The organism is Gordonia crocea (assembly GCF_009932435.1).
In the GTDB taxonomy this organism is placed as follows: Bacteria; Actinomycetota; Actinomycetes; order Mycobacteriales; family Mycobacteriaceae; genus Gordonia; species Gordonia crocea.
Map to the genome: position 1 here is coordinate 164,924 of NZ_BJOU01000019.1, position 24,034 is coordinate 188,957.

Annotated in this window: 22 protein-coding genes; 21 read left to right on the forward strand and 1 reads right to left on the reverse strand. The window is 70.8% G+C overall.

What is annotated here, in order from left to right:
• The first annotated feature begins 8 nt into the window (after nucleotides 1-8).
• The 16 genes from nbrcactino_RS17525 (at nucleotide 9) to truA (ending at nucleotide 20,082) form a co-directional block, all read left to right on the forward strand.
• Complete coding sequence (locus nbrcactino_RS17525) at nucleotides 9-3,794, forward strand: tubulin-like doman-containing protein (RefSeq protein ID WP_161928736.1); 3,786 nt, start codon at nucleotides 9-11, stop codon at nucleotides 3,792-3,794.
• Entirely contained in the window at nucleotides 3,794-6,475 is a 2,682-nt protein-coding gene (locus tag nbrcactino_RS17530; protein ID WP_161928737.1) for a hypothetical protein, read from the forward strand. The genes nbrcactino_RS17525 and nbrcactino_RS17530 overlap by 1 nt, the downstream gene beginning before the upstream one ends.
• A gap of 22 nt (nucleotides 6,476-6,497) precedes the next feature.
• Entirely contained in the window at nucleotides 6,498-8,909 is a 2,412-nt protein-coding gene (locus nbrcactino_RS17535) for a SaeA-related protein (protein WP_161928738.1), read from the forward strand.
• Nucleotides 8,910-8,913: 4 nt separating this feature from the next.
• Nucleotides 8,914-11,766 carry a GAP1-N2 domain-containing protein gene (locus nbrcactino_RS17540; protein ID WP_161928739.1) on the forward strand — a complete coding sequence of 951 codons (2,853 nt, stop codon included), beginning with the start codon at nucleotides 8,914-8,916 and terminating at the stop codon, nucleotides 11,764-11,766.
• Nucleotides 11,767-11,769: 3 nt separating this feature from the next.
• On the forward strand, nucleotides 11,770-12,747 hold the full coding sequence (locus nbrcactino_RS17545; RefSeq protein WP_161928740.1) for a VWA domain-containing protein: 978 nt from the start codon (nucleotides 11,770-11,772) through the stop codon (nucleotides 12,745-12,747).
• On the forward strand, nucleotides 12,744-13,892 hold the full coding sequence (locus tag nbrcactino_RS17550) for a TRAFAC clade GTPase domain-containing protein (protein WP_161928741.1): 1,149 nt from the start codon (nucleotides 12,744-12,746) through the stop codon (nucleotides 13,890-13,892). The genes nbrcactino_RS17545 and nbrcactino_RS17550 overlap by 4 nt, the downstream gene beginning before the upstream one ends.
• Nucleotides 13,892-14,548, forward strand: a complete 657-nt coding sequence (locus nbrcactino_RS17555) for an EscU/YscU/HrcU family type III secretion system export apparatus switch protein (protein WP_161928742.1) — start codon at nucleotides 13,892-13,894, stop codon at nucleotides 14,546-14,548. The genes nbrcactino_RS17550 and nbrcactino_RS17555 overlap by 1 nt, the downstream gene beginning before the upstream one ends.
• Nucleotides 14,548-15,060 carry a TerD family protein gene (locus nbrcactino_RS17560; protein WP_161928743.1) on the forward strand — a complete coding sequence of 171 codons (513 nt, stop codon included), beginning with the start codon at nucleotides 14,548-14,550 and terminating at the stop codon, nucleotides 15,058-15,060. The genes nbrcactino_RS17555 and nbrcactino_RS17560 overlap by 1 nt, the downstream gene beginning before the upstream one ends.
• A 108-nt stretch (nucleotides 15,061-15,168) precedes the next feature.
• Nucleotides 15,169-15,390 carry a translation initiation factor IF-1 gene (gene infA / locus nbrcactino_RS17565; RefSeq protein ID WP_005187701.1) on the forward strand — a complete coding sequence of 74 codons (222 nt, stop codon included), beginning with the start codon at nucleotides 15,169-15,171 and terminating at the stop codon, nucleotides 15,388-15,390.
• Nucleotides 15,391-15,473: 83 nt separating this feature from the next.
• Complete coding sequence (gene rpmJ, locus nbrcactino_RS17570; RefSeq protein ID WP_005207978.1) at nucleotides 15,474-15,587, forward strand: 50S ribosomal protein L36; 114 nt, start codon at nucleotides 15,474-15,476, stop codon at nucleotides 15,585-15,587.
• A 191-nt stretch (nucleotides 15,588-15,778) separates the two neighbouring features.
• On the forward strand, nucleotides 15,779-16,147 hold the full coding sequence (rpsM, locus tag nbrcactino_RS17575; protein WP_161928744.1) for a 30S ribosomal protein S13: 369 nt from the start codon (nucleotides 15,779-15,781) through the stop codon (nucleotides 16,145-16,147).
• On the forward strand, nucleotides 16,147-16,554 hold the full coding sequence (gene rpsK, locus nbrcactino_RS17580; protein WP_161928745.1) for a 30S ribosomal protein S11: 408 nt from the start codon (nucleotides 16,147-16,149) through the stop codon (nucleotides 16,552-16,554). The genes rpsM and rpsK overlap by 1 nt, the downstream gene beginning before the upstream one ends.
• A gap of 21 nt (nucleotides 16,555-16,575) precedes the next feature.
• Nucleotides 16,576-17,181, forward strand: a complete 606-nt coding sequence (gene rpsD / locus nbrcactino_RS17585) for a 30S ribosomal protein S4 (protein WP_161928746.1) — start codon at nucleotides 16,576-16,578, stop codon at nucleotides 17,179-17,181.
• A 130-nt stretch (nucleotides 17,182-17,311) separates the two neighbouring features.
• Nucleotides 17,312-18,361, forward strand: a complete 1,050-nt coding sequence (locus nbrcactino_RS17590) for a DNA-directed RNA polymerase subunit alpha (RefSeq protein WP_161928747.1) — start codon at nucleotides 17,312-17,314, stop codon at nucleotides 18,359-18,361.
• Between the two features lie 59 nt (nucleotides 18,362-18,420).
• On the forward strand, nucleotides 18,421-19,158 hold the full coding sequence (gene rplQ, locus nbrcactino_RS17595) for a 50S ribosomal protein L17, sunset domain variant (RefSeq protein ID WP_161928748.1): 738 nt from the start codon (nucleotides 18,421-18,423) through the stop codon (nucleotides 19,156-19,158).
• A 36-nt stretch (nucleotides 19,159-19,194) separates the two neighbouring features.
• Entirely contained in the window at nucleotides 19,195-20,082 is an 888-nt protein-coding gene (gene truA / locus nbrcactino_RS17600) for a tRNA pseudouridine(38-40) synthase TruA (protein WP_161928749.1), read from the forward strand.
• Nucleotides 20,083-20,150: 68 nt separating this feature from the next.
• Here the strand turns inward: truA and nbrcactino_RS17605 are convergent, their stop codons facing one another.
• Complete coding sequence (locus tag nbrcactino_RS17605) at nucleotides 20,151-21,224, reverse strand: alpha/beta fold hydrolase (RefSeq protein WP_161928750.1); 1,074 nt, start codon at nucleotides 21,222-21,224, stop codon at nucleotides 20,151-20,153.
• A 226-nt stretch (nucleotides 21,225-21,450) separates the two neighbouring features.
• Between nbrcactino_RS17605 and nbrcactino_RS17610 the strand changes: the two genes are divergently transcribed.
• Genes nbrcactino_RS17610 through nbrcactino_RS17630 form a run of 5 tightly spaced genes read left to right on the forward strand, consistent with a single transcriptional unit; the run spans nucleotide 21,451 to nucleotide 24,026 of the window.
• Nucleotides 21,451-21,789, forward strand: a complete 339-nt coding sequence (locus nbrcactino_RS17610; RefSeq protein WP_161928751.1) for a hypothetical protein — start codon at nucleotides 21,451-21,453, stop codon at nucleotides 21,787-21,789.
• The gene (locus nbrcactino_RS17615) at nucleotides 21,777-22,106 is read left to right on the forward strand and encodes a YbaB/EbfC family nucleoid-associated protein (protein WP_161928752.1); all 330 of its coding nucleotides are present in this window, start codon (nucleotides 21,777-21,779) and stop codon (nucleotides 22,104-22,106) included. Before nbrcactino_RS17610 ends, nbrcactino_RS17615 begins: the two co-directional genes overlap by 13 nt.
• Complete coding sequence (locus nbrcactino_RS17620) at nucleotides 22,103-22,405, forward strand: hypothetical protein (protein WP_161928753.1); 303 nt, start codon at nucleotides 22,103-22,105, stop codon at nucleotides 22,403-22,405. Before nbrcactino_RS17615 ends, nbrcactino_RS17620 begins: the two co-directional genes overlap by 4 nt.
• A complete protein-coding gene (locus nbrcactino_RS17625) occupies nucleotides 22,402-23,739 on the forward strand; it encodes a hypothetical protein (RefSeq protein WP_161928754.1) in 1,338 nt (445 codons plus the stop codon). Before nbrcactino_RS17620 ends, nbrcactino_RS17625 begins: the two co-directional genes overlap by 4 nt.
• A complete protein-coding gene (locus nbrcactino_RS17630) occupies nucleotides 23,736-24,026 on the forward strand; it encodes a PE domain-containing protein (RefSeq protein WP_161928755.1) in 291 nt (96 codons plus the stop codon). The genes nbrcactino_RS17625 and nbrcactino_RS17630 overlap by 4 nt, the downstream gene beginning before the upstream one ends.
• Nucleotides 24,027-24,034 lie beyond the last annotated feature (8 nt).

A 24,034-nucleotide genomic window follows, 5' to 3' on the forward strand; every position in this document is an offset into this window, starting at 1 on the left:
GAAACCAGATGAAGCGTTTTCTCGTCGTCGGCTGCGGTGGTTCCGGTGGGGCCGCGCTGGCCTACATGATGGACCAGCTCGAGTCCGACCTCCGTGCGCACGGCATCAACCGGCTGCCGGCCGGTTGGCAGTTCGTGCACCTCGACGTGCCCACGTCGCCGTCGCCGGTTGCCGGTGTCGGGACCGTGCCCGACCACGGCGGGGTCTACGTCGGCACCGGACCCGAGAGTGACGGCTACAAGGTCCTCGACAACGCACTGTCGCAGCGGTTGATCGCCAACAACGCCCTCGACACCATCGCGACCTGGGCCCCGCGCGAGCCGGAGCAGGTGTACACCCCGCTCTCCACCGGTGCCGGCCAGTACCGCGCGCTGGGGCGCATGATCACGCTGAGCCGCGTCGACACCGTGCGCAAGGCGCTGCAGCGGTCCTGGGACACGCTGTTCGCCAACTCCACCGACACCGAGATGCGGTCGCTGAAGATCCCGGGTGCGGGACCGTACAGTTCCAACGACCAGCCGATCGTCCTCGTCGTCTCGTCGATGGCCGGCGGCGCCGGTGCCTCGATGGCGCTGGACATCTGCCGCATCCTCACGCTGGTGCAGGGCGTCGATCCGCGCCTCATGGGCGTGTTCATGGTGACCCCGGACATCTTCGAGTCGCTCGACGAATCCGCCATCACCGGGACCCGGGCCAACGCCCTGGCCATGCTCGGCGAGATCGTGGCCAGCCAGACCGGCTCGGCGCGGGAGAGCGACGTCGAGTTGTTGCGCGCACTCGGGCACGAGCACGGTGAGGGGGAGCGGATCCCGTTCGCCCGCGTCTTCCCGATCGGCCGCTATGTCGGTGCACAGCGGACCGTCTTCGGCGACGGCACCCCGGGTGCGGTGTACCGCGGGCTCGGCCGAGGGTTGGCGGGCATGGTCCTGTCCGGCTCGGCCACCCAGCAGTTCATCGAGTGGGACCTCACCAACCAGACCGGCGACCAGGGGTCGCTGGAGTACCTCGGGTGGGGCAACAAGCAGTGGAACAACATCCCGTGGGGAACCTTCGGCTACGCCAGCCTGTCGATGGGCCGCGACCGCTACGCCGAGTACTCGGCGCAACGGTTGGCGCGCAGCAGCATCGACAAGCTGCTGCACGGCCACGTCCAGCCGGGCAACGACGCCTCCGATGAGGAACAGGTCAACGCCATCCTCGACAACCAGTGGAGCAACATCTGCCATTCGCTGGGACTGCCCGACGGCGCCGACGGATCGGCGGCCGTCGTCGCACCGTGGTTGACCCACACCGTGCTGCCCGGCGACCAGGTGGTCGCGCAGTCGCGCAACGTGGTCAACGCCTGCGTGCGGCCGATGATCGACCAGACTCCCGGCATCAACGGGGAGCAGTGGTCGGCGCGCGTCGGACAGGTGCTCGTCGAGCAGCGGCACAACCTCGCGGAGGGGGCCAACGCGGCGGCGTACCACGACGCCTTCGTGTGGCACCAGAACTTCGTCGCCCACCTCGAGCAGGCCACGTCCCGGGCGCTGGCCACCCAGGGGCTGCCGTATGCGACCGGTCTGGTCAAGCGCGTCGCCCGCCTCCTCGACGACGTCTTGCTACCGTCGCTGACCGACCTGTCGAAGTACGGGCCGGCCGATATCGCCGACCTGCCGCCGGAGACCAAGGGCACGCTGGCCGGGCTGTCGGGCACCATCACCAACCCGGCGCCGATCGCCGACGAGGTGTTCGCGGGTTCGGCGCGCACCGTCGAGCGCCAGATCTACGCCGCGCTGGCACACCACGTCGGCAATGCGTGCGGTGCGATGATCACCGAGGTCTTCGACCCGCTGATCGACGCGCTCAACGAAGCGCAAACCCTGCTGCGGCAGGCCGCAGGGGCGAACCGGCAGCAGGTGGGCCTGGCCCAGTTGCAGACCGAGGAGTACGCGGCCTGGCCGGCCGACTCCGACGAGCTGGTGGCCGAGCGCTTCTCCGAGGCGGACAACGAGGTCATGCTGACCCGCTCGGCGGAGTTCAAGCAGCGCTACGAGATCGACCTGCCCGCCTCGGTCGGTGCGACCAGCACCGACCCGCGCCTGCTGGGCGAGGGCATCTCCCGCGCGGCGGGCCACGTCATCACCGGGTATTGGACGACTCTCGACGGGACGACGTCGCCGGCCGACGAGCGCGCCGTCGTCGAGCGGACCACCACCTGGGTCTCGCGGGCCTTCCCGCGGCACCCGGAGACCGGTGACGGTTTGATCGCCCAGCGGGCCAGCTACGACGTGCACCTGCGCCCGGGAGAACTGCTGGGCCGCGCCCGGCGCTTCGTCGGGCGCACCGGCGAGTCGTTCGACCGGTTCTGCTCGGTCTCGCTGCGCGAGTACGTGGAGGGCTATGACGCGCCGGAGTCCGAGCGGGCCGCCCGCCGCAGCGACCTGGAGCTGCGCTTCATCGAGGCCGTCAACCTCGCCCGCCCCCTCGCCAGCGTCAACGAGAACGCGATGCAGGCCATCCACGGCGTCGCCGAGATGGTGTACCGCTACAAGTTCTCCGCGATCCCGTTCCAGGGGCTCCCGGTCGCCGAGAACCTGATGGCCGGGCTGAACTCCACCGCGCGCGTGGACAAGAAGAGCGGGGACGCGGTCAAGAACGCCCTCACCGACGAGGCGAAGATCAAGCGCATCGACATCTTCGGCTCCTATCCGAACTACTCGCCGCTGGCCTACGAGGCGGTCATCGAGCCCGCCGCGCGCCAGTGGTTGGCGTCGTCGCCCGGTCAGCGCAAGGCGTTCTGGACCATGCGCCGGAGCCGGCCGCTGGAGGCCAGCCTGCCGATGCACGAGAACGAGCGGCGCGCGATGGTGGCCGGATGGATCCTCGGCCAGGCCCTCGGGTTCATCCAGGTGCCGCCGCCGCCGTTCACCGACGCCGTGCACGTGTGGGATACCGAGGACCGGCGCTGGCTGGCCTTCCCCAACCCGTTGCTGACCCCGCAGTCGGAGTTCCTCGCCGACTACGACTGGCTGCCCGCGGTTCTGGAATCGGTGCTGCTGGCTATCGCGCAGAGCCACAAGCCGCCGGTCATGTCGTCGATGGCGCCGTACCGCGCGCTGCGCCACATCTACGACGCCGGTGCGGAGAACCCGGCGTCGGGGCTGGACCAGCGCCAACTCGCCGCCGCGGTGAACATGGCGAACTGGCTGCGCAACGGCGAGACCGGGACCGGTGTGGCGTCGGCCATCCCGGATTCGGGGCCGGGGCTCTCGATCCGCGACCGCGCCGAGAAGCTGCGGGCTTACTTCGCCTACCAGAACGACTTCGTGTCGAAGAACTACATGGAACCGGGCCAGGGCTCGAGTCCGGGTCATCCCGGCGCCGACGGCACCGGGGTGTTCGCCCGGATCACCGTGCGCCAGCAGGCGTCGAAGACCCCGATCTACCGCGACGTCGCGCCGGATGTCTTCTGGGCGACCAACGAGTTGGCCGGCCTGGTCGACGCGGCCGTGGCGATCGCCGAGCAGGGCACGGTGGCCCCGGCACCCGCCCCGAACTTCCAGGGCGGCGACACCTACCAGGTGCCGTCAATGGATCCGGCCGCGGCCTTCACCCAGGAACCGTCGGCCCAGCCGCCGGTGCCGCCGACGGCCCAGCCGCCGGTGCCGCCGACACCCCAGCCGCCGACGTCATCGCCGTATGCGCCACCGGCCCCCGAAACGGGGCCGGGCACGCCCGGCGGGCCGCAGGGCCAGGGCGGGCCCAACCCGTTCGGAGGTTTGCAGTCCCCTGAGCAGCCGGGCGGGTTCTGATGTCGGCATTGACCGTGCTCATGGCGCCGACCGGCGCGGCGGGCAGCGTGTTGTCGGCGCTGACGGACCTGTCGGCGGCCGGCCTCGTCGACGATTTCCTGTGGGTCGCCGATCCGTCGGCGCAGACCCCGGTGGTCTCGGTGCAGATGGTCGCCGGCGGCCGGGTGCGCGAGGTGGGTCTGACCGAACTCGTGGCGAGCCGACGCACCACGCGCCTGCGGTTGTGCTCGGTGGTCCCGGCCCTGCCGGGCACGCCGCGCTCCTCGGTGGCCGACGAGACCGCCGTCGCGAACCAGTTGATCGGTACGACCGGGGCCGGTGAGGTGACCCGGGTGCGGGCGCTCATCACGCGGCCGCCGGCCGTCGCCGGCGCGGGCCGCGAGTTGGCGGTCCCCGGCTGGCACAACATCGTGATCTCGCCGGAGGATGCGCGCGGCCCCGAGTTCGGCCGCGTCCCGCTGACCGAACAGGCGTCCGCCGACGACCTGGGACGTCATGCGGCACCGGTGATCGCGGGCCTGGTCGGCCTGTGGAGCGGCGTCGATCACGCGCCCCTCGACGGCCTGCAGGTGGTACCCGGCGAGTCGGTCCGGCTGGCCCGGTCGTTCTACCGGAAGCTGCGCACCGACGAGGTCGAGGCCGCGTTGAGTGCCTCGTTGTTGACCAACGACGGCGTTCTGCCGCTGCCCAGCGACCAGCGCTCCCAGATCGTCTACGTCGCGGACGTGGCCACCGCCACCTCGACGATGGCCGATGTCTTCTGGCGCAAGCACGCCGCGGTGTTGCGCGGTCCCCGGATGGCCTACAGCGCCAACCCGCCGCAGGAGATCGGTGCGATGGCGGTGCTGAAGATGTTCTTCAACTTCGTCTGGGCATCGATCCGCAACGCGCCGGCGGCCTGGTACCGCAGCGTCGTCGACAGCGTGTCGTCCAAGATCGCGGTGGGGGTGGAACAAGCGGTCTTCCAGGGCCAACCCGCCGCCTACCAGGTCGTGGTCAACGGCCGCACCTCCTCGGGTCGGATGGCCGGGTGGGCCGAGATCGGCGCCGCCTCGAATGCGCTGTCGGGCGCCCTGTTCGACCCGTCCGGGCAGTTGGCCGACTCCGACTCGGACCTGACCCAGGTGTGGCAGGACTACGCGCGTGCCGCGCTGACCCTCGCCGACGCCGGTGCCCGCAGCCGCGATCTGCCGCCGATCCAGGTCGGGTCGGCACGCGCCATCGTCAAACACGCCGACGAGGTCGTCCCCGGCCCGTCGGCCGCGTTCCGCGCCATCCCCGGACCGGTCTCGGCGGCCGTCGAGGTGGACAGCGTCGACGCGACCGACGTGCTCGGCATCGTGGACCTGTCCAACCGGCTCACCGAGTTGGAATCGAGCTCCGATCACGGCGTCGGCGCCCGCTCGACGCTGACCGAACTCACGACCTGGCGCCGCAACTCCGGCCGCAGCTTCGGCGTGGCCGCCGGTCAGCGGCTCGGCGACGCGTTCTACGGCGCGTACAACGAGGTCCAGCAGCTGCTGCACCAGGTGAACACGGCGGTCGCCCCGCCGCCCGAACCCGACCAGCGCAACCGCTCGCTGGGCCGGGCCGTCCAGGTCACGGTGATCGCGTTCCTGCTCATCACCGGCCTGTTCGCGTACCTGAGCATCAAACAGGGCTTGGCCTGGTGGGTGTCGCTGATCGTCGTCGTCGCCTTCGGCCTCATCGGCCTGGGCGCCTGCCTGTGGGGCTTCATCTCCTCGCAACGGATGATCTTCGCGCTGCTGCACCAGCGGCGGGCCTCGATCGACCGGCTGGAGGTCGACCGGCACAACTTGCGTGCGGCGCTGCGCGATGTCCGCCGCCTGTCGCAGGCCTACGGCCAGTTCCTGTCGTGGAACCGTGCTCTGGGCTCCTACCTGGAGGCACCCCTGGGCTCGCCGTCGGCGGCAGCCGCGCGGTCACTGCAGTTGGGGTGGGGACTGCCCATGTCGACCGGGTTGGGCTCGGCACAGCCGAGTGGACCCGACGTCGACGAGTCGGTGGGCTACCTGCGCCGCGACCTGTTCCGACCGGGCTGGCTGACCCCGTCGTGGGACACGCTGATCGTGTCGTCGATCCCGCCGCGACTCGGGTCGCGGGAAGCCGGCGCCGAGGCGTCGCCGGTGTGGCTCGACCACGGCAAGGACACCGGCACCGCGCTGGACCGCTGGTCGACGGACCTGTTCAACGGGGTGATCGGCTCGAGCGGGGCCGACTTCGTGTGGGGCCGTGCCCTGGCGTCGTTGGGCGGACCGCTCGGTGAGCTGGTCCCGCGGTTGGTCAGCACCGTCGCGATTCCCGGCGCAGCGGCGTTGCCGCGCGAGGAGTTCCTCGCCGGGATCGACCGGGACGCCGCGCCCAGCGGGGCGTTCGACCACGGGCTGCTCACCGACATCGCGGTGACCAACGGCGGTGCCGCGGTGCGCGTCGACGTCCGGCATCGCGTCGCGGTGGGCTTGGGAATCGTGTGCGTGGCGACCCAGTTGTCCGAGGCGATCACTGTGGACTACCTGCGTCTGGAGGGGGCCGCCACCGCACCCGCACCAGCCGCGTGGGAGGTCCCGCCCTCACCGGTGTCGCAGCAGAATCCGACCAACCCGGCGGGGTCGGCGATCGCGCCGGACCCCTACCTGCCGCCACAGATGGGACAGGGCTGAACGAATGGTGTCCAGTCACAATATGGCCGCCGCGCTGGAGCAGTGGGCCGCCGGTGTGGCCGCCAGCGGTCGGGCGGCGCCGGCCGATCGCGAACTCGAGGCGATCGCCCGCCGTCCCGACACGTGGCGCACCGATATCAACGCCTCGGCGGAGGCGCAGTATTGGGGGGCGACGATCGACCACCTGATCGGCCAGGTCCGGCTCGGCGTGCTGCCGACGATCGCCGTCGCGCACGTGCCGTCCGGTCTCGAGCCGGCCGAACCGCCGCCGGCACCCGCACCGCCGCCCGAGGACCCCGCCGCGGGCCGCCACTGGGCGTCGACGACCGGGCCGACCGCGGTTCCGGCCGCCGCCGAGCCGACCGGTGACCCGGTGGAGGAACTGACCGCCGCCCTCATCGCCTGGCGCGGGGCCAAGATCGCCGAAGGCGCACCGGGGGCCGAGACGATCAAAGACCTGACGCTGCGGAACCTGGCCAAACGGACCCCGGTGACCGCGGAGCAGCTTCGCAAGAAGCTGCCCGGCGCCGGCGCGTTGGTGGAGGAACTGGCCGGAGTCTTCGCCCGGTTCGGCGGAGCCGAGTCCGCGCCGGCCCCGGCCGGACCAGCAGCTGCCGCCCCCGCGGCGACAGCACCCACCCCCGCGGCGGCGGCACCCGCCCCCGCGACGGTGCCGCCGGCCCAGCCCACCGAGGCACCGGCGCCGTCGGTGGCACGATCAGTGGCCGTGGATCCGGATCTGCGGCCGCTGACCCACGCCGACTTCCCCGAGTACCAGTACCTGACGTCCGAGCACGAACCCGGGCCGATCACCATCGCCACCACCCCCGACGGGGTGCGGCTGAGTTGGGAGCCGTGCCGTGAGGCCGCGGCGGTCATCTACCGCGTCGTCTCCGGCGACGGGCCGATCGGGCCACACAAGCCCGAGGCCGGTGAGCAGGTGGTCGTCACGGTCGGCACGTCGGCGGAGGATTCACGGTTCCTCACCTCGGCCGTCCGCTACTTCCAGGTGTGGGCCCACCTCGGCGACGACGAGGGTTCCGCCCGAGCGGCCCAGCCGGTCAAGTGGGCGGTGGGCGAGGAGATCAGCCCGGTCGAGGACATGCGGTTGACCGAGGACGAGGGACGCGTCGTCGGGGAGTGGTCGGCATTCGACGGCACGCAGGCCGTCCGGGTGTTCCGGATCCCCCTCGACGAGGGCGGCCCGATCACCACCGATCCGCGCTACCAGATCAGCGTGGCCGACTTGAACCTCAACGGCTTCGTCGACGCGGAGGCCCCGCGCGGGCGCCGCTACCTCTACCGGGCCCAGGCGGAGGTCCCCGTCGGGAACCAGTTGCGGCTCTCGCGCCCGGCGCAGCAGGAGATCCTGGTCTCGGTCAAACTGACCCCGATCGACGACCTCGACGTCTCGATCAGCGAGACGAATTCCCAGTTCGACCTGACGTGGACGACACCGGAGGGCGGACAGGAGGTCCGCGTCTACCGGTTCCAGCAACCACCGCCGGCCGGGCTCGAGCGCGAGGACTTGGCCCTCGACGCGCTGTCCCCGCAGGGCTTCAACGATGCGACCCGCGTCCGGCACCCGGTGAAGGCCGGCGCCGATCCGACGCACTCGCAGATGTCGGGTGTGCCGTGGCCGAGCGGGTGGGATCGCGCCTACCTGACCCCGGTCACCGTCGCGTCCGGCAAGGCGCGGATCGGCACGACGCAGGTGTTGGCGCGGCCGCTGGCGGCCGTCGTCGACCCGCACATCATCGAACGCTTCCACTGCGAGATGATCACCTTCGGGTGGCCGCGGGGGGCTGCGGCGGTGCGGGCCTACATCGGCCAGCCCGGTGTCCCGGCCGAGCAGTTGTGCCACGGACGGCCATTCGGCGAGGTGAGTGCCGAGCAGTACGAGCGCGACGGTGCGCTCATCCTCGCCCGGCCACTGACCCTGAAGGGGTGCCAGGTCGTGTTGGTCGCGGTGTCATACTCGGCGGGGCGGGAGATCGTCGGCGAACCGGTCGGGATCGTGTACCCCGGACTGGCCCGGATCGCCTATAACCTGGAGCTGCAACCGTCGGCTCCGCGCCACGTCGTCCGGTTGATGCTGCACAGCGAGTCGCCGGTCACCGACCTGCCGCCACTGGTCCTGGTCCACCGTCCGGACCGGTTGCCGCTCGATCCGACCGACGGCCGCACCTTGCGGTTCTATTCGGAACGGACGCAGCAGCAGGTGCCCCACTGCCAGGTGGACGGGGAACTGGTGCCCGGCCGGATGTCCACCGAGTGGGTGGTCGACCTCACCGACTTCACCGGATACGTTCGGCTGTTCGTCCACGACGGCAGCCGTGCGGGTCGTCGCCCGATCGCACTGCTGGACCCGCCGATGGGAGTGCTGCGGTTGGTCCCGCAGCCGCCGCCCCCGGCGCCCGAGGCCCAGTGGTGATGTGATGGCCGACTTGACCAAGCGCCCCGCCGAGGCCCCCCGCCGGGCACCGTCCGGGGCCGGCAGACCCGTGTCCGTCGACACGGCGAGATTCGCCCAACTGACCTACACCTCCTTCGACGGCGGTGCGCCCGCCGGCGGCGCGGCGCTGGGCGGTCCCGGGACCGGTCAGCGCAGTCACGGGGGCGGCTGGCAGGTCAAGCAGGTCGTCGGCGACCTCGATCCCGCCTACGTCGACGCCCTGACCGCCCGCATCGTCACCCGGTTCGACCTCGAACCGGCCCTGCCGGCATTCCCCACCCCCGACCAGATCGCCGACCGTCCGGCCCGGCTGGTCTACGCCGTGCTGGAGGCCGATGGTGGGCGTCCCGCGGCGTTCTGGCACACCGTTGACGCCGGGCGCGACGGCACCGGCCGGCCGGGAAACGTGTTCGCCCACCTGCTCGCCACCACCACCGCCGCCGACGCGGCTCCGGTCGGCGGGGCGGTCCGGATGGGGCTGCGGCCGATCGAGCTGTGGCGCTGGCCGGGGTGGCTGAACCCCTACGGGCCCGAGGCGGTGAAAGCCGCGGTGTTGCCCGCCGGACCTCCGGCGTTGGCCCCCAATCCGGCGCTGTCCGCGTCGTCGGTCGTCGCCTTCCTCCTCGATCCGAGCCGCGACCGGCTCGGCGTCGTCCGCGTCCTGCTCGACGCGGTGGCCGCGCGGATGGCCGGCCAGACCCGCGGCCCCGTGGTGCTCGCCGTCGGCGACCACGACCGGGCGGCCTCCTGGATCGCCGCGGTCAGCCACTTCCTCACCGCCGCCGGAGCCGAGCAGTTCTGCTGGAGCACCCACGACGCGCCGGAGGCGGTCGCCGCCGGGGCGTGCGCCGACCTGCACCTGGTCTGCGTGCCCCGGACGCGGATCGGCGAGATCGCGGGCCATGCGGGAACGGCCGTCCTCATCGACGAGAACGAAGAGCCCTACCTGGGCGACCCCGGGTCGGCACACCGTGTGGCGGCGGGCACCGTCGAGGTGACCGCGTTGTCGGTGCTCGCCGAAGCGGTGTTGGCCGACCAGGACATCGCCCTGCGGGTGCTGGGCCGGCGCGACCAGATCGCGGTCGACTTCGAGGACCGCCCCGGCGGGGCGGCGGGCACGCTCGCCCCGGAATGGCCGATTGCGATCGCCGTCCTCGAGGAGCCCGAGCTCGCGGAGTTCCACGCCGATGCCGCCGCCGTCCTCGTCGACGAGGCCCCCGACGGCCTGTCCGACGTCGACTGGGCGGCCGAACTCGTCGAATCGACGCTCCGCGCCAACCCGCCGACCCCCGACGATGCGCTGCGTCGCCTGGCCGCCGCGGCCCGGCGGGGACGGGGTACCGAACTGTTGGCGACCCGGGTCGTGGACGCGGCGGTGCGCGATCCGGACTGGTTCGACGGCTGCGACCTCTCCGTGGTCCCCACCGTCCACTCCGTGCCGATGGGCGGGCTGCGCGCCGCGGTGACCGATCGGTGCGGGGCGTTGACGCCCGAGGCGCCGGGGGCGACGCGCGCGGCACTGCGGCTGGCCGAGACCATCGAGCGGCTGGGCGCGCCCGGCGTCGACCTCGACGCGGTCCGCGGCGAGGTGGCGGGGGCCGTGCGGCGGACCGGACTGGCCGACATCGGCCCGGCGGGGTGGGCGGCCGCGGTCGGCGCCGAGGATCTGTCCGCCTCGACGGTGGCGGACTACGTGCGGCCGGTGTTCGCGGACAAACCGGCCGGCGAGTTGTCCGCGATGGACACCGACGTCGCCCTGTGGCTCTACCGCGGCGACGAGGGCGTGCGGTATGCGAGTCCGGCGGAGTTCTCCGAGGTCGACGACTACCTGTTCGGGTTCGCCACCTGCGCGGTCCTGCGGGATCGGGCACTGGGGATCCCCGCCGATGCGCGCACCCTGTATGCCGGCGAGGGGATTCGGGCGGCGCTGCGCTCGGCGCGGCTCGACGACGGCGAGTGCCGCGAGTTGGTGGGCGAGATCGTCGCCGAACAACGCCCGTCGGCCGTCGATTTGCTGGAGTTCTCCGCGTCCACCGGCCGAGTGCCGCCGCAGATCCTCGATTCGCTGGTGTTCTACGGCGAGGTGGAGGACGGCGCGCTGCGCGCCATCCTCGACGCTCCCGGTGCCGCCTCACCGGAACTGGTGGCCGCGTCCTGGCTGCGGCTCGCGCGGCGCACCGGCCCGGTCACCGACCGGGACCGCTGGTGCGACAGCGTGGCGGCGCTGGCCGAATCGGCGTCGAGTTCGACGCGGGCCGGGGCACCGGTCACCTGGGTGGCGCAGGCCGCCGACGAACTGGTGGTCATGGCCGCCGCCGGCTTCGTCGTCGGGCAGAGCGTGGGCGCCCCCTGGGCCGATCCGGACTCGGGCTTCTGTGCGGCCCTGCGCGAACGGATGGCCGGCACACCGGGAAGCGTCGGGCTGTACGCCCCCGTCGTCGAGGAGTTGTCGCGCGCCGAGCAGGGCTGGGTTCTCGACACCGCCTGGGTGGCCGGGCATTCGCTGACCGTCATGATGGGGTTGCCCGGCGCGGGTGCCGGGCCGTTGGGCGGGTTGGGATCGCCGTCGATCCGCGAACCCGGCCAACTGGTGCCCTGGTCGATGGCGATCATCGAAGAACGCGGCGCGTCCGGGTCGTATCGCGGACCGGTCGACGTGATCGGCGTGCGCGATGCGGCGTGGCTCGTGGTCCGCAACCTCGAGGCCGCGGCCGCCGAACGATTTTTCACCGACTACCGCAGAACAGCGGACGATTGGTTGGTCCGCGTCGGGGTACCGGCGCGAACCACAGGACCGGCGGCACACGGCCCGTCGGGCCGGGGAGGACTGGGTTAGTTAATGGCTACATATGTCTTGGACGGGAAGTCCGCGGCCACGCTGGCGCGCCGGCCGCTCGCGGTGCGGCTGGCGGTGTCGGGAACGCCGACGACCGGCGGGGTGCGCCTGGTTGCGCGGACCCCTGACGGCCAACCGTCGACCGCCGTGGTGGAGACCGCGCCGACGATGCTCATCCTGCCGCACGTCACCGACGAGATCGTCATCGGCGCCGTCCCGCAGGGAGGCGATCTGTTCGCCCCGGGGACCACGGTGCACGTGTCGATCGGCCCCGACAGCAACACCGAGTTCGACGCCGACGTCGCCCAGTTGACGCCGCGCGACGTCTCCGGTCTGGGCTTCATCAAGCTCGCCAGCGTCGCGCCGGGTGGCGCCGACACGGTGACCGTGACCACCTGGCTCACCCGCCCGGACTCCAAGCTCCCGCCGGTGGCCGAGGCCGCGCGGGTCGCCGCCCGCGGCGTGCTCAACGTCGACCAGGTGCACGAGAGCCGGGCCCTGCCGGTCCGCCTCGTCGTGGATGCCTCGGCGTCGATGGCGCCGCTGTTCGCCTCGGGGATGGTGGCCGCGGCCGCCGACCTCGTCGCCGGACTGGCCGAGGTGGTCTCCGGTTCCTCGCAGATCACCCTGGGAGCCATCGGTCCGTCGGCACCGCCGCCGGTGCCGACGGCGACCGACGGCGCGGGCGCGGCGCTGGCCGCGGGGCCGTCGATCGGCTACGGCTTGAGCGGCGGGCCCGCGGTGCCGGCGGCCCCGGGAACGCTGACGGTGGTGCTCACCGACTCGGTGCCCGCCGATCCGATCACCGCCGACCAGGTGGTGCTGGTCCTGTCCGGGGCCCGGCCGACCACGGCGGTCCGCGGGTCGGTCCTCGCCCCGGTCGACAATCCGGTGGCGGCGTTGACGGCCGCACCCACCGTCGTGACGCGCGTGGTCAGCGAACTCCTCGCCCCGTTCTCCCTGGCCGGAGGTGCGCGTTGACCAAGTGCCCCCGGTGCTTCTCGACCCTCAGCGTCGACGACACCGTCGCGTGGGTGGATCGCGAACCCGCCCAGGTCTCCGTCGACCGCGTGGCCTCGGAATACGCCGGCCGCGAGGTGCGGATGGGCCCGGTCACCGTGGCACGCCGCCACGAGTGGCGCGGCGAATGGCCGCCGGCGCCGGAGCGCCCGAGCAACCCGGTCTGCCCGGTCTGCCACTTCGCGTTGCCGCAGTTCTGGTACCACGGCGAGGCCACCTGCATCACGATGGCCGGGGCCCGCGCCACCGGGAAAACGGTCTACATCGCCGTCCTGATCAAGCAACTGCAGCGGTTCGCGGCCCGGCTCAACCGCGAGGTCTTCCCGGCCAACGACGAGACGGTGCGCCGGTTCCGCGACGAGTACGAGCGGCCGTTGTTCACCGAACGCGGCATCCTGCAGCCGACGCCCCGGGCGGCGCTGCACGGCAGCTATCAGCACGACCCGCTGATCTTCAACCTCGGCGAGTGGGGCGGGCGCCGGCACTACCTGGTGATCCGCGACGTGGCGGGGGAGGACCTCGAAGCCGCCGACGTGGGCGGCCGGGCCTGGGAGTTCTTCTCCCGCGCCGACGCCGTGCTGTTCCTGTTCGACCCGTTGTGCGTCGGCGAAGTCGCCAACCAGTTGCGCGACCTCGTCCCGCCGCCGTCGAGCCTGGGTGGCGACCCGCGGCAGGTGCTGCACACGATGACCAACCTGATCGGCAACGGCGCGCCCAAGCTGGCGGTGATCCTGTCGAAGTTCGACGCCCTGCAGGCGTTGTCGGTCGTCGAGGCGAGTGCGTGGGGGCAGGTGATGGCCCAACTCGGTGCGGCCTACAACCGCGACCCCGGGCTGTTGGCGCGCGGCTACGACGAGAACGACGGGCAGGCCCTGCACGAGGAGGTGCGCAGCCTGTTGACCAGGCTCGACGCCGGACCGGCCTTGACCACCATGGTCAACCCGACCACCGGCCGGCAATACAACCACCGGTTCTTCGCGGTGTCCGCGCTCGGTGCGTCGCCGGAAGGGGAGAAGCTCAGCGACCGTGGCATCTCGCCGTTCCGCGTGACCGATCCGGTCCGCTGGGTGCTCGCCGAGCGCGGTGTCATGGTGGAAGGCGCGTGATGAGCACTCCAGGATTCCGCGGACCCGACCCGTTCGCACCCGGTCCGGGCGGTGCGGTCCCCCATGCCGGCGCGGCCCCGAATACCGGTGGGCAGTACGCCGGTGGGCCCAACCCGGGATTCGGGGGCCAGGGTGCGCCGACCGCCTACCCCGGACAGCCGGCCTCGTCGCCAACCGGCCCGGCCGGGCAGTCGCCGATCCCGGTGCGCCGGTCGTCACCGCCGGTCACCGTGTGGTTGGCGTTGGCCTGCCTCGTCGCAGCCGCCGGGCTGTGCGTCGCGCAGGCCGTCCTGGGGATCCGGGCGGCGAGCCGCTCCGATGTCGACGACGCCCAGGTCCACTACCTCGGGTTCGAGGTCGCCGACCTGTCGACCACCGCGATCGTGTTCACCGTGCTGCTCGCCCTCGTGTTCGCCCTGGGCTACCTCGGCTTCGGGTACGCGGTGTGGCGCGGCCAGTCGTGGCCGGCCCCGCTCGGATCGGTCCTCGCCGCCTTGTCGCTCTTCGGTTTGATGGGCGGCCCGCTGATCATCGCCCTCGTCGTCGTCGGCATCCTCGCCGTCGTGTTCCTGTGGTTGCCGCCGTCGCGGGAGTTCGCCCGTCAAGGGTCGCCGACCGCACCGCCGACCGCCTTCGATCCGTGGGGAGCACGCTGATGGCCAACCGCAGGGGCTTGCAGAAAGTCAGCATAGGCGTCGGCTGGGACCTCCAGCCCGCCGGTGCCCAACTCGACCTCGACCTGGCCGCATTCGCGCTGCCCGTGGGCGGAACCGTCGATTCCGACCAGGACTTCGTCTTCTTCAACAACGTCACCGCGTGCGGCGGCGCCATCCGGCTGACCTCCGATTCGGCCACCTTCCAGGGGTGGAAGGAGGAGATGGTGATCGACACCGCCGCGCTGCCCGCGCGCATCGAACGCGTCGTCGTCTCGGTGTGCTCGTATGCCGGGGAGGCGCCGTTCGGCCGGTTCCCCGCCGGGGCGGTCGAGCTGTGGGATTCCGACGCCGGCCAACTCGCCCGGTGCGACCTCTCGGCGCAGTTCGCCGACAAGTCCGCGCTCGTCTACGCCGACCTGCGCCGCGACGGCGACCGGTGGGTGTTGTTCGCCCGCGCCGAGCCCTACGACGACCTGGCGTCGATCGCCAGGTCGATGGGCGTCAAGGTGTAGCGAGCCCGAATTGGATCGGCCGCCCCGCTTCGCGTAAGATGGATCGCTGGTGCGCGTATGCGCGCCTACCACTACCACCAGGCCCGATGGGCCGGGAGCGCGGAGGACATGGCAAAGAAAGACGGTGCCATCGAGGTCGAGGGTCGCGTGGTCGAGCCCCTGCCCAATGCGATGTTCCGCATTGAGCTGGAGAACGGACACAAGGTTCTCGCCCACATCAGCGGGAAGATGCGGCAGCACTACATCCGCATCCTGCCCGAGGATCGCGTGGTCGTCGAGCTTTCGCCCTATGACCTCGGCCGTGGACGAATCGTCTACCGGTACAAGTAAGACTTCCCGGCGTCGCCGGGGGAACAGCAGCGGACGGTGCGGTGACCCGTGCCGTCCGTGACAAGGAAACAGGAGAAGCTGACGTGAAGGTCCAGCCGAGCGTCAAGCCGATCTGTGAGAAGTGCAAGGTGATCCGCCGCAATGGTCGGGTCATGGTGATCTGCGAAAACCTGCGCCACAAGCAGCGCCAGGGCTGAGCAGCGCCCTTCCACCGGTCGCTTGGCCGAACAGGATAAGTGAAAACCGAGACAACTGAATATCTCTGACGAACTTCCAGCACCAGCGGGTGCAGACGCGCACCCGCCCACCCCCGGTTCAGAGGCCGGGGCCCGACAGCGTTCGGGGCGGACTGGGAGCAGACCTCTGAAAACGAGAAGGAATCGAACACATGGCACGTGTTGCCGGTGTGGATCTCCCCCGCGAAAAGCGGCTGGAGATCGCACTTACCTACATCTACGGGGTGGGACGCACCACCTCGAAGGAAATCCTCGCCGCCACCGGCCTCTCGGCCGACCTGCGCGCGAAGGATCTGACCGACGCCGATGTCGCCAAGCTGCGCGAATACATCGAGGCGTCGGTGAAGGTCGAGGGTGACCTGCGCCGCGAAGTGCAGGCCGACATCCGTCGCAAGATCGAGATCGGCTGCTACCAGGGTCTGCGCCACCGTCGCGGCCTCCCGGTCCGCGGTCAGCGCACCAAGACCAATGCCCGCACTCGCAAGGGCCCGAAGAAGACCATCGCCGGGAAGAAGAAGTAATGCCTCCTAAGTCACGCAGCGCTGGCCCCAAGAAGGGCACCCGCCGTCGCGAGAAGAAGAACGTTCCGCACGGCCACGCGCACATCAAGTCGACGTTCAACAACACGATCGTTTCGATCTGCGACCCCAGCGGCAATGTGATCAGCTGGGCGTCGTCGGGTCACGTGGGCTTCAAGGGCTCGCGCAAGAGTACGCCGTTCGCCGCGCAGCTCGCCGCCGAGAACGCGGCCCGCAAGGCGCAGGAGCACGGCGTCAAGAAGGTCGACGTGTTCGTCAAGGGCCCGGGTTCGGGCCGCGAGACGGCAATCCGCTCGCTGCAGGCAGCCGGCCTCGAAGTCGGCACGATCTCCGATGTCACCCCCCAGCCCCACAACGGCTGCCGTCCGCCCAAGCGGCGCCGGGTCTAGCGGGAAGGTTAGGACAAGAAAATGGCTCGTTATACCGGACCCGCGACCAAAAAGTCGCGTCGTCTCCGTGTCGACCTCGTCGGCGACGATAAGGCGTTTGAGCGTCGTCCCTACCCGCCCGGGCAGCATGGCCGCGCGCGGATCAAGGAGACCGAGTACCTGCTCCAGCTGCAGGAGAAGCAGAAGGCTCGCTTCACCTACGGCGTGATGGAGAAGCAGTTCCGCCGCTACTACGAGGAGGCGAACCGTCGTTCCGGCAAGACCGGCGACGAGTTGCTGAAGATCCTCGAGACCCGGCTGGACAACGTGGTCTACCGTGCCGGGCTCGCCCGGACGCGTCGTCAGGCCCGTCAGATGGTCAGCCACGGCCACTTCACCGTCAACGGTGTGAAGGTCGACGTCCCCAGCTACCGCGTCGGTCAGTACGACATCATCGATGTCCGACCGAAGTCGCTGGCCACCGTGCCGTTCCAGATCGCCAAGGAGATCCAGGGCGAGCGACCGGTTCCGGCGTGGCTGCAGGTTGTGCCCTCGACCCTGCGCATCCTCGTGCACAACGTGCCCGAGCGCGAGCAGATCGTCGTCCCGCTCACCGAGCAGCTGATCGTCGAGTTCTACTCGAAGTAGCCGGTCGGGGGCCCGCCCCCGACTCCCTCCCACCGGCCCTTGTGGTTGCAGAACCGCAAGGGCGGCGGGGGATCAACCGAAATCCACCGACGCCGTCAAATAGTGGGCGGCAAAGGAGAACACCACACCAATGCTCATCTCACAGCGACCCACCCTGTCCGAAGAGGTCCTCGCCGACAACCGGTCGAAGTTCGTCATCGAACCGCTCGAGCCCGGCTTCGGCTACACCCTGGGCAACTCGCTGCGCCGCACCCTGCTGTCGTCCATCCCGGGCGCAGCGGTCACCAGCGTGCGCATCGACGGCGTGCTGCACGAGTTCACCACCGTCGCCGGGGTGAAGGAAGATGTCACCGAGATCATCCTGAACCTCAAGGGCCTCGTCGTCTCCTCGGAGGAGGACGAGCCGGTGACCATGTATGTCCGCAAGCAGGGCCCCGGGGACGTCACGGGCGCCGACATCGTGCCGCCGGCCGGTGTCACCGTGCACAACCCCGATCTGCACATCGCCACCCTGAACGACAAGGGCAAGCTCGAGATCGAGCTCGTCGTCGAGCGGGGGCGCGGCTACGTCCCGGCCGTGCAGAACAAGGCCTCCGGCGCCGAGATCGGCCGTATCCCGGTCGACTCGATCTACTCGCCGGTGCTCAAGGTGACCTACAAGGTTGAGGCCACCCGTGTCGAGCAGCGCACCGACTTCGACCGTCTGGTGCTCGACGTGGAGACCAAGAACTCGATCTCGCCGCGCGACGCCCTGGCGTCGGCGGGCAAGACGCTCGTCGAGCTCTTCGGCCTGGCACGTGAGCTCAACGTCGAGGCGGAGGGCATCGAGATCGGCCCGTCGCCGATCGAGGCCGACCACATGGCGTCGTTCAACCTTCCGATCGAGGACTTGGAGCTGACCGTTCGCAGCTACAACTGCCTCAAGCGCGAGGGTGTGCACACCGTCGGCGAGCTGGTTGCGCGGACCGAGTCGGATCTGCTCGACATCCGCAACTTCGGCCAGAAGTCGATCGACGAGGTGAAGGTCAAGCTGCACGCGATGGGCCTGTCCCTCAAGGACAGCCCGGCGAGCTTCGACCCGTCGCAGGTCGCGGGATACGATCCCGCCACCGGCACCTGGTCGGACGAGCAGGGCCTCGATGACAGTGGTGAGGATTTCGCCGAGACCGAGCAGCTGTAAGCGGCTGTACCAACATCCCGACCCACTCGTGAGAGTCGGTCATCTCTGAGGAGAAGACAATGCCCAAGCCCACCAAGGGTGCCCGCCTCGGCGGGTCGGCCAGCCACCAGAAGGCGATCCTGGCGAACCTCGCCACGTCGCTCTTCGAGCACGGCCGCATCACCACCACGGAAGCCAAGGCCAAGCGCCTGCGTCCGTACGCCGAGAAGCTCATCACCCACGCCAAGGCCGGCACCCTCGCCGACCGCCGCCAGGTGCTGAAGTTCATCCGCGACAAGGACATCGTGCACGTCCTGTTCGCCGAGATCGGCCCGTCGTTCACCGACCGTCCGGGCGGCTACACCCGCATCGTCAAGACGCTGCCGCGCAAGGGCGACAACGCCCCGATGGCCGTGATCGAGCTCGTCCGCGAGTCGACCGTGACCACCGAGGCCAACCGCGCCAACCGTGTCGCCGCGTCGAAGAAGTCCGACGAGAAGCCGGCCAAGGCGGAAAAGGCTGAGGAGAAGGCCGACGAGGTTGCCGAGGCCACCGCTGCCGACGAGGCGAAGGCCGACGAGGCCGCCGACACCACCCCGGCCGCTGCTGCCGACCTGCCCGCCGGTGCGCATGCGCCGCTGGAAGACGGCTCGCAGCCCGAGGGCTTCCCGATCAAGGGCAACGCCGAATCGAAGCTGTACCACCGTCCCGGCAGCCGGTTCTTCGACAGCACCGTGGCCGAGATCTGGTTCGCGACCGACGCTGACGCCGAGGCCGCCGGGTACCAGCTGCCCCCGTCGCAGCGCGACGAGGACTAGTCGGCACGACGATCGGGATCGTCGTTGTCTGACTCGATGACACCGAACCCCGCCACCGAGACCGGTGGCGGGGTTTGTCGTCTGCGCCTGACCATCGGGTATGACGGCACCGACTTCCACGGCTGGGCGATCCAACCCGACCGCCGCACCGTGGCCGGGGTGCTCAGCGAGACGTTGTCGACGGTGCTGCGCCACGAGGTCCGGCTGACCGTCGCCGGCCGGACCGATGCCGGCGTGCACGCCACCGGGCAGGTCGCCCACGTCGACGTGGAGCGCCGCGCATTGGACACCCGGTCGATCCATGGGGACCCGTCGACGTTGGTGCGGCGGTTGGCCAAGATGTTGCCCGACGACGTCCGGGTCAAGCGCGTCGACGAGGTTTCCACGGACTTCGACGCCCGGTTCTCGGCGTTGCGCCGCCACTACGAGTACCGGCTCGCCGACGCCGCCCACGGGCCGGAGCCGATTCGCGCCCGCGCGACGGCGGATTGGCCGCGCCCCCTCGACGTCGGATTGCTGAACGAGGCGTCCGCGCGGCTGATCGGGTTGAACGACTTCGCGGCCTTCTGCCGCTTCCGACCCGGTTCGACGACCATCCGGGATCTCCAGGTTTTCTCCTGGCGCCGCGACGACGAGGGTGTGCTGGTCGGCCGGGTCAGTGCCGACGCCTTCTGCTGGTCGATGGTCCGGTCCCTGGTCGGTGCGGTCGCCACCGTCGCAGAGGGGCGCCGCGACGTCGACTGGTGCGCCGGGTTGTTGGCGGAAAAGGCGCGCAGCGCCCAGGTCCCCGTCGCCCAGGCGCGCGGGCTGTGCCTGACCGGTGTCGACTATCCGCCGCCGCAGGAGTGGGCTGCCCGCAACGCGACGACCCGGGACCTCCGAGACGCCGACGAGGTCGGCGGTGCCGGTGGCTGCTGCGGCTGACCGCCGACTGGGCCCTCATTCCCGCCGACTGGGCCCTCTTTCTCGTCGACTGGGCCCCGCCGGCCTCGCTACGTTGCGCTGCTCTCGAGTGCCATCGCCTCGTACACCTCGGTGCGGGTCTCGAAGCTGACGGGTTTGCTCACGCCCGCGCCGACGGGATCGGCCCCGTTGAGGAGTTTGGCGCGCCACTCGAACGGATCGAACACCGCGGGCGTCGTCGTTTCGATGAAACGCGAGACGAGGCCGGCGAATCGATCGGGTTCGTCGCGGAACGGGAAGTGTCCGCAGCCCTCGAAGCTCTCCAAGACTGAACCGGCGATGGCGGCGTGGGCCAACTCGGCGTGCCGATACGGGATGACCGGATCGTCGGTGCCCCAGGCGATGAGGACCGGGATGCTGGAGGTCAGATAGCTGCGGTCCAGCATGGAGATGTGCTGACCCCGCCAGTCGACGACCGCGCGAAGGGTGCGGCCGAAGGCCGCGCGGGCATCCCGCGGACTCAGATCGCGCAGGATCCGCATCAGGTCGGACCGGTCCAGGAGATGGTTGACCGGCGAGAGGGATTTGGCCGGGCCGGGCAGTGGTGGGATCGCGGCCAGGGCCCGGGTGGTGGTGTCGAGCGCCGTCATCGCCCCGGGCAGGCGGAGCAGACCCAGCGCCTGACTGGCCCCCGGGAGTGTGGCCAATCGCAACGCGGGCGACACGTCACGGCTGACGCCGCCGGCGGCGACGAGTGCCAGGCGCGAGACCATCGACGGGAATTGGTAGTAGAACTGCATGGCGACACCGCCGCCGAGAGAGTGGCCGACAACGGTCACCCGCTCATGGCCGAGGACCCACAGCAGGTCTCGGACGCCGTTGGCGAAGGCGGCGATCGAGTAGTCGGCGCGCGGCTTGTCGGAGAATCCGTGCCCGAGGAGGTCCGGTGCGATGACGGTGTAGTCGGAGGCGAGCCGGGCCATGATCGGTTCCCACGTCGACGAGTTGTCGCCGATTCCGTGGATGAGGACAACCGGCGGGCCACTCCCCGCGATGCGGTAGGCGCGTCGGTATCCGTGGATCGTTCGAAACCGCAGGCGGATCCTCGGGTGCGGTTGGTCGGTGCGCGGTGCGGCACCGACGTGGATGGCGTCGATGGTCACGGAAGACCTCCTCCTGTCGACCTGGTGTAGCCAGTCAACCCCAACCGGCGCACTCGCGCGTAGCCGGAATCGCGGATGTAGCACGGTATTTACATACGAAACGATCAACGGGCGGGCGCCTCGCAAGCCCGCACCGCTCGGTCATCGACGATCCCGATGGAACCGTTCGCGCCTCCGCTGCGTCTAATCCCATACGCGGCGAAACACGCCGCGCGGGGGAGGAGCCATGGAAACCGGAGTACTGGATTGGATTGATTCCCGCACCACGACGCGCTCGCGGTCGGGGGCGATCACCGTGACGACCACGGCACACGGATTGCCGGTGGCCGTCCGGATCAGCGACGCGGCGTTGGGGATGGGCGCCGACGCGGTGGCCGCACGCGTGCTGGCCCTGTGCGACGAGGGGCGGATCGCGGCGAGCGTCCGGTTGCGCGAGCACTTGGCGGCGACCGGGGTCGACGACGAGGTGCTCGCGGCCATGTCGTTGTCCACCGCTGACGATCTGGCCCGCGCACAATCCGCCGAGGACGCGGCGGCCTGCGGCTCCGGTTCGTGGCTGAGGTGACCATGGCGAATCCAGAGCTCGACGAGATGCTCGCCGCCGCCACCGCCGCCGTCGGGCGGATGGCCGACCTGAACGATGACTACGAGGCGATCCGCGCGCAGGCCGCCGACCCGCGGAACTTGGTCACTGCGACTGTCAACGGCGCGGGCGGACTGGTCGGGTTGCGCCTCGATCCCGCCTCGCTCCGCCTCGGTGCCAGCGAACTCGGCGACCTGATCGCCTCGACGGCGCTGATCGCCGCCCAGCGCGCGTTCGCGCGGCGCGCGGCGATCACCGAAGAGTTCCAGTCCGAGCTCGGCGCGGCGGACAACCGATGAGCGGCGTGATGATCGTCGGCGAGGCGGTCGAGGGGTTGGCCGCGACGTCGGCCGCGATGGGTACCGCCCTGGCCACCGCGGGCAGCGTCGATGCGGCAGCGAATACCGCGGCGATGGTTGCGGTGTTCGGATTGATCGGACAGGAGTTCATTGCCGCGTTCGCTTCGGCGCAGGCCGCCCACCTGGCGTCGGTGGGCAGTTTGGCGGCCGTCCATGCGGGCACGGCGGCATCGATGCTCGCCGGTTCGGCAGCCTTGGCCGCGACCGATGCGATCGGTGCGGCCGAGGTGGCGCGGTGAACGGGGGGCCGGTGCAGGCCACCGGTGCGGTATCGGCGTCGGCCGGGCTGACCGTCGAAGGGGCGTTACGCGCGGGCGGACTTGGACCGGTTCTCGACACCCCGGTATCGGCGGTGCTCCAGTCGTTGGGTCTGCCACCGCTCCCGCACGTACCACCAATGCCGCCGCTGCCCGGCCTACCGCCGCTGCCGGTGCTGGATCTGTCGGCGCTGCTCAAGCCGCTCACCGACCTGCTCGGCGCCTTCGGTACCGGGGATCTCGCGGGAGCAGGAGACCCGACGAAGATTTTCACCGGCCTGTCGTCGTTGCTCGACCTCACCGTTTCGGGCACGACCTCGGCGCTCAAAGCGGTCGACAAGGTGTGGTCGGGCGCCGCGGCGACCGGCGCGGCCGCCAAGATGGGGCGAACAGCGGTCGAGTCGGGAATGGTTGCGCGCCAGGGCGCGACGATGTCGGTCGACATCGGTGCCGCGGCGACCATCGTCGCGGGCGGGCTCGCCGCGCTGCAGGCGGTGATCGTGAAGACCGCGGGTCTGGTAGGGGCGGCGTTGCCGTTTATTTGGACTCCGCCCGGGCAGGCTGCGGCGCTGGCCGCGATCAGTGCCGGTATGACCGAAGGGGTCGCGGTTGTCACGGCGACGAAGGTGCAACTTCTGGCACCCACGGCGACGATGGCGACAAACGGTGCCCCGGTCCCGATCAGTGGCGCACCGACCGGGGCGGTATCGCCGTTCATGGTGGCGGCGACAGCACTCGAGACGCTGGCCGTTCCACTCAAGTCGGCGACGGGGATCCTGGGTTCGACGCTGGCCGCCGCGGCGCGGCAACAACAGACGACGAGACGGCCGGCCGCTGATCACCAAGGCAAACCGCCGGCCGGGGAGAAGCACTGCCCGGCACCGGAGCAGCGCGTCGCGCCCGCGGGTGCCGCAGGCGCGGGTCTCGGCAAGATCGGCGGTCTCGGTGGTGGCGGCCTCAATCCACGGGAAGTCACCGCGCGCTACGCGGCTCGTACTCCGATGGTCGGCGATATTGAGCCCGCTGCCGCGGTGAGCGTGCCTGGTCCGGGCGCCGCCCATCCGGCGCCGGTCGGGTCGGCCGGCGCCATGGCGCCGGTGGCGGGTGCGATGGGCGGGGCGCACGCTGTCGCACGAGTGGGCGCGGGATCACCCGACGCCTTGAAGTCGGTCGGTGTCCTCGGTGACTGTGATAAAGCCTGCGCACCAGCCGTTTTCGGTGCCGATCCTGCGGTGGAGGCATCGGACGACCTTGACCCCGCGGAGACGGCGGCGAGCAACCGGCTTGCTGCCCTTAGAGAGGAGTTGTTGTCATGACGTCGAACCTCCACGCCGACCCCGACGGGATGGCGGTGTTGGCCGGGCGGATCGAGGAGATCGCCGGTCGGTTGCACACGATGGTCACGGCCGGGTTGGCTCCGCCGCCGTCGGGACGCGACGAGGTGAGCCGCGCCGTCAGCGATGCCGTCGGGCGGGCGGCCCGCGAGATCGAGCGCGACCTTGCCGACGGGGCGCGTGAAGCGCGGGCGTTCGCCGCCGCGTTGCGCGAACAGGCGGGCGCGATAGGGGCCGCCGATGACATCACCGTCGCGCCGACGGGGTGAGCGGTGGC

What these genes read in the sequence shown, in the direction of transcription:
- rpsM (WP_161928744.1), top strand. Translation starts at nt 15,779, where the DNA reads ATGGCACGTGTTGCCGGTGTGGATCTCCCCCGCGAAAAGCGGCTGGAG.
- nbrcactino_RS17530 (WP_161928737.1), top strand. Translation starts at nt 3,794, where the DNA reads ATGTCGGCATTGACCGTGCTCATGGCGCCGACCGGCGCGGCGGGCAGC.
- truA (WP_161928749.1), top strand. Translation starts at nt 19,195, where the DNA reads ATGACACCGAACCCCGCCACCGAGACCGGTGGCGGGGTTTGTCGTCTG.
- nbrcactino_RS17540 (WP_161928739.1), top strand. Translation starts at nt 8,914, where the DNA reads ATGGCCGACTTGACCAAGCGCCCCGCCGAGGCCCCCCGCCGGGCACCG.
- nbrcactino_RS17555 (WP_161928742.1), top strand. Translation starts at nt 13,892, where the DNA reads ATGAGCACTCCAGGATTCCGCGGACCCGACCCGTTCGCACCCGGTCCG.
- nbrcactino_RS17610 (WP_161928751.1), top strand. Translation starts at nt 21,451, where the DNA reads ATGGAAACCGGAGTACTGGATTGGATTGATTCCCGCACCACGACGCGC.
- nbrcactino_RS17630 (WP_161928755.1), top strand. Translation starts at nt 23,736, where the DNA reads ATGACGTCGAACCTCCACGCCGACCCCGACGGGATGGCGGTGTTGGCC.
- rpsD (WP_161928746.1), top strand. Translation starts at nt 16,576, where the DNA reads ATGGCTCGTTATACCGGACCCGCGACCAAAAAGTCGCGTCGTCTCCGT.
- infA (WP_005187701.1), top strand. Translation starts at nt 15,169, where the DNA reads ATGGCAAAGAAAGACGGTGCCATCGAGGTCGAGGGTCGCGTGGTCGAG.
- nbrcactino_RS17545 (WP_161928740.1), top strand. Translation starts at nt 11,770, where the DNA reads ATGGCTACATATGTCTTGGACGGGAAGTCCGCGGCCACGCTGGCGCGC.
- nbrcactino_RS17525 (WP_161928736.1), top strand. Translation starts at nt 9, where the DNA reads ATGAAGCGTTTTCTCGTCGTCGGCTGCGGTGGTTCCGGTGGGGCCGCG.
- rplQ (WP_161928748.1), top strand. Translation starts at nt 18,421, where the DNA reads ATGCCCAAGCCCACCAAGGGTGCCCGCCTCGGCGGGTCGGCCAGCCAC.
- nbrcactino_RS17560 (WP_161928743.1), top strand. Translation starts at nt 14,548, where the DNA reads ATGGCCAACCGCAGGGGCTTGCAGAAAGTCAGCATAGGCGTCGGCTGG.
- nbrcactino_RS17535 (WP_161928738.1), top strand. Translation starts at nt 6,498, where the DNA reads ATGGCCGCCGCGCTGGAGCAGTGGGCCGCCGGTGTGGCCGCCAGCGGT.
- rpsK (WP_161928745.1), top strand. Translation starts at nt 16,147, where the DNA reads ATGCCTCCTAAGTCACGCAGCGCTGGCCCCAAGAAGGGCACCCGCCGT.
- nbrcactino_RS17590 (WP_161928747.1), top strand. Translation starts at nt 17,312, where the DNA reads ATGCTCATCTCACAGCGACCCACCCTGTCCGAAGAGGTCCTCGCCGAC.
- nbrcactino_RS17620 (WP_161928753.1), top strand. Translation starts at nt 22,103, where the DNA reads ATGAGCGGCGTGATGATCGTCGGCGAGGCGGTCGAGGGGTTGGCCGCG.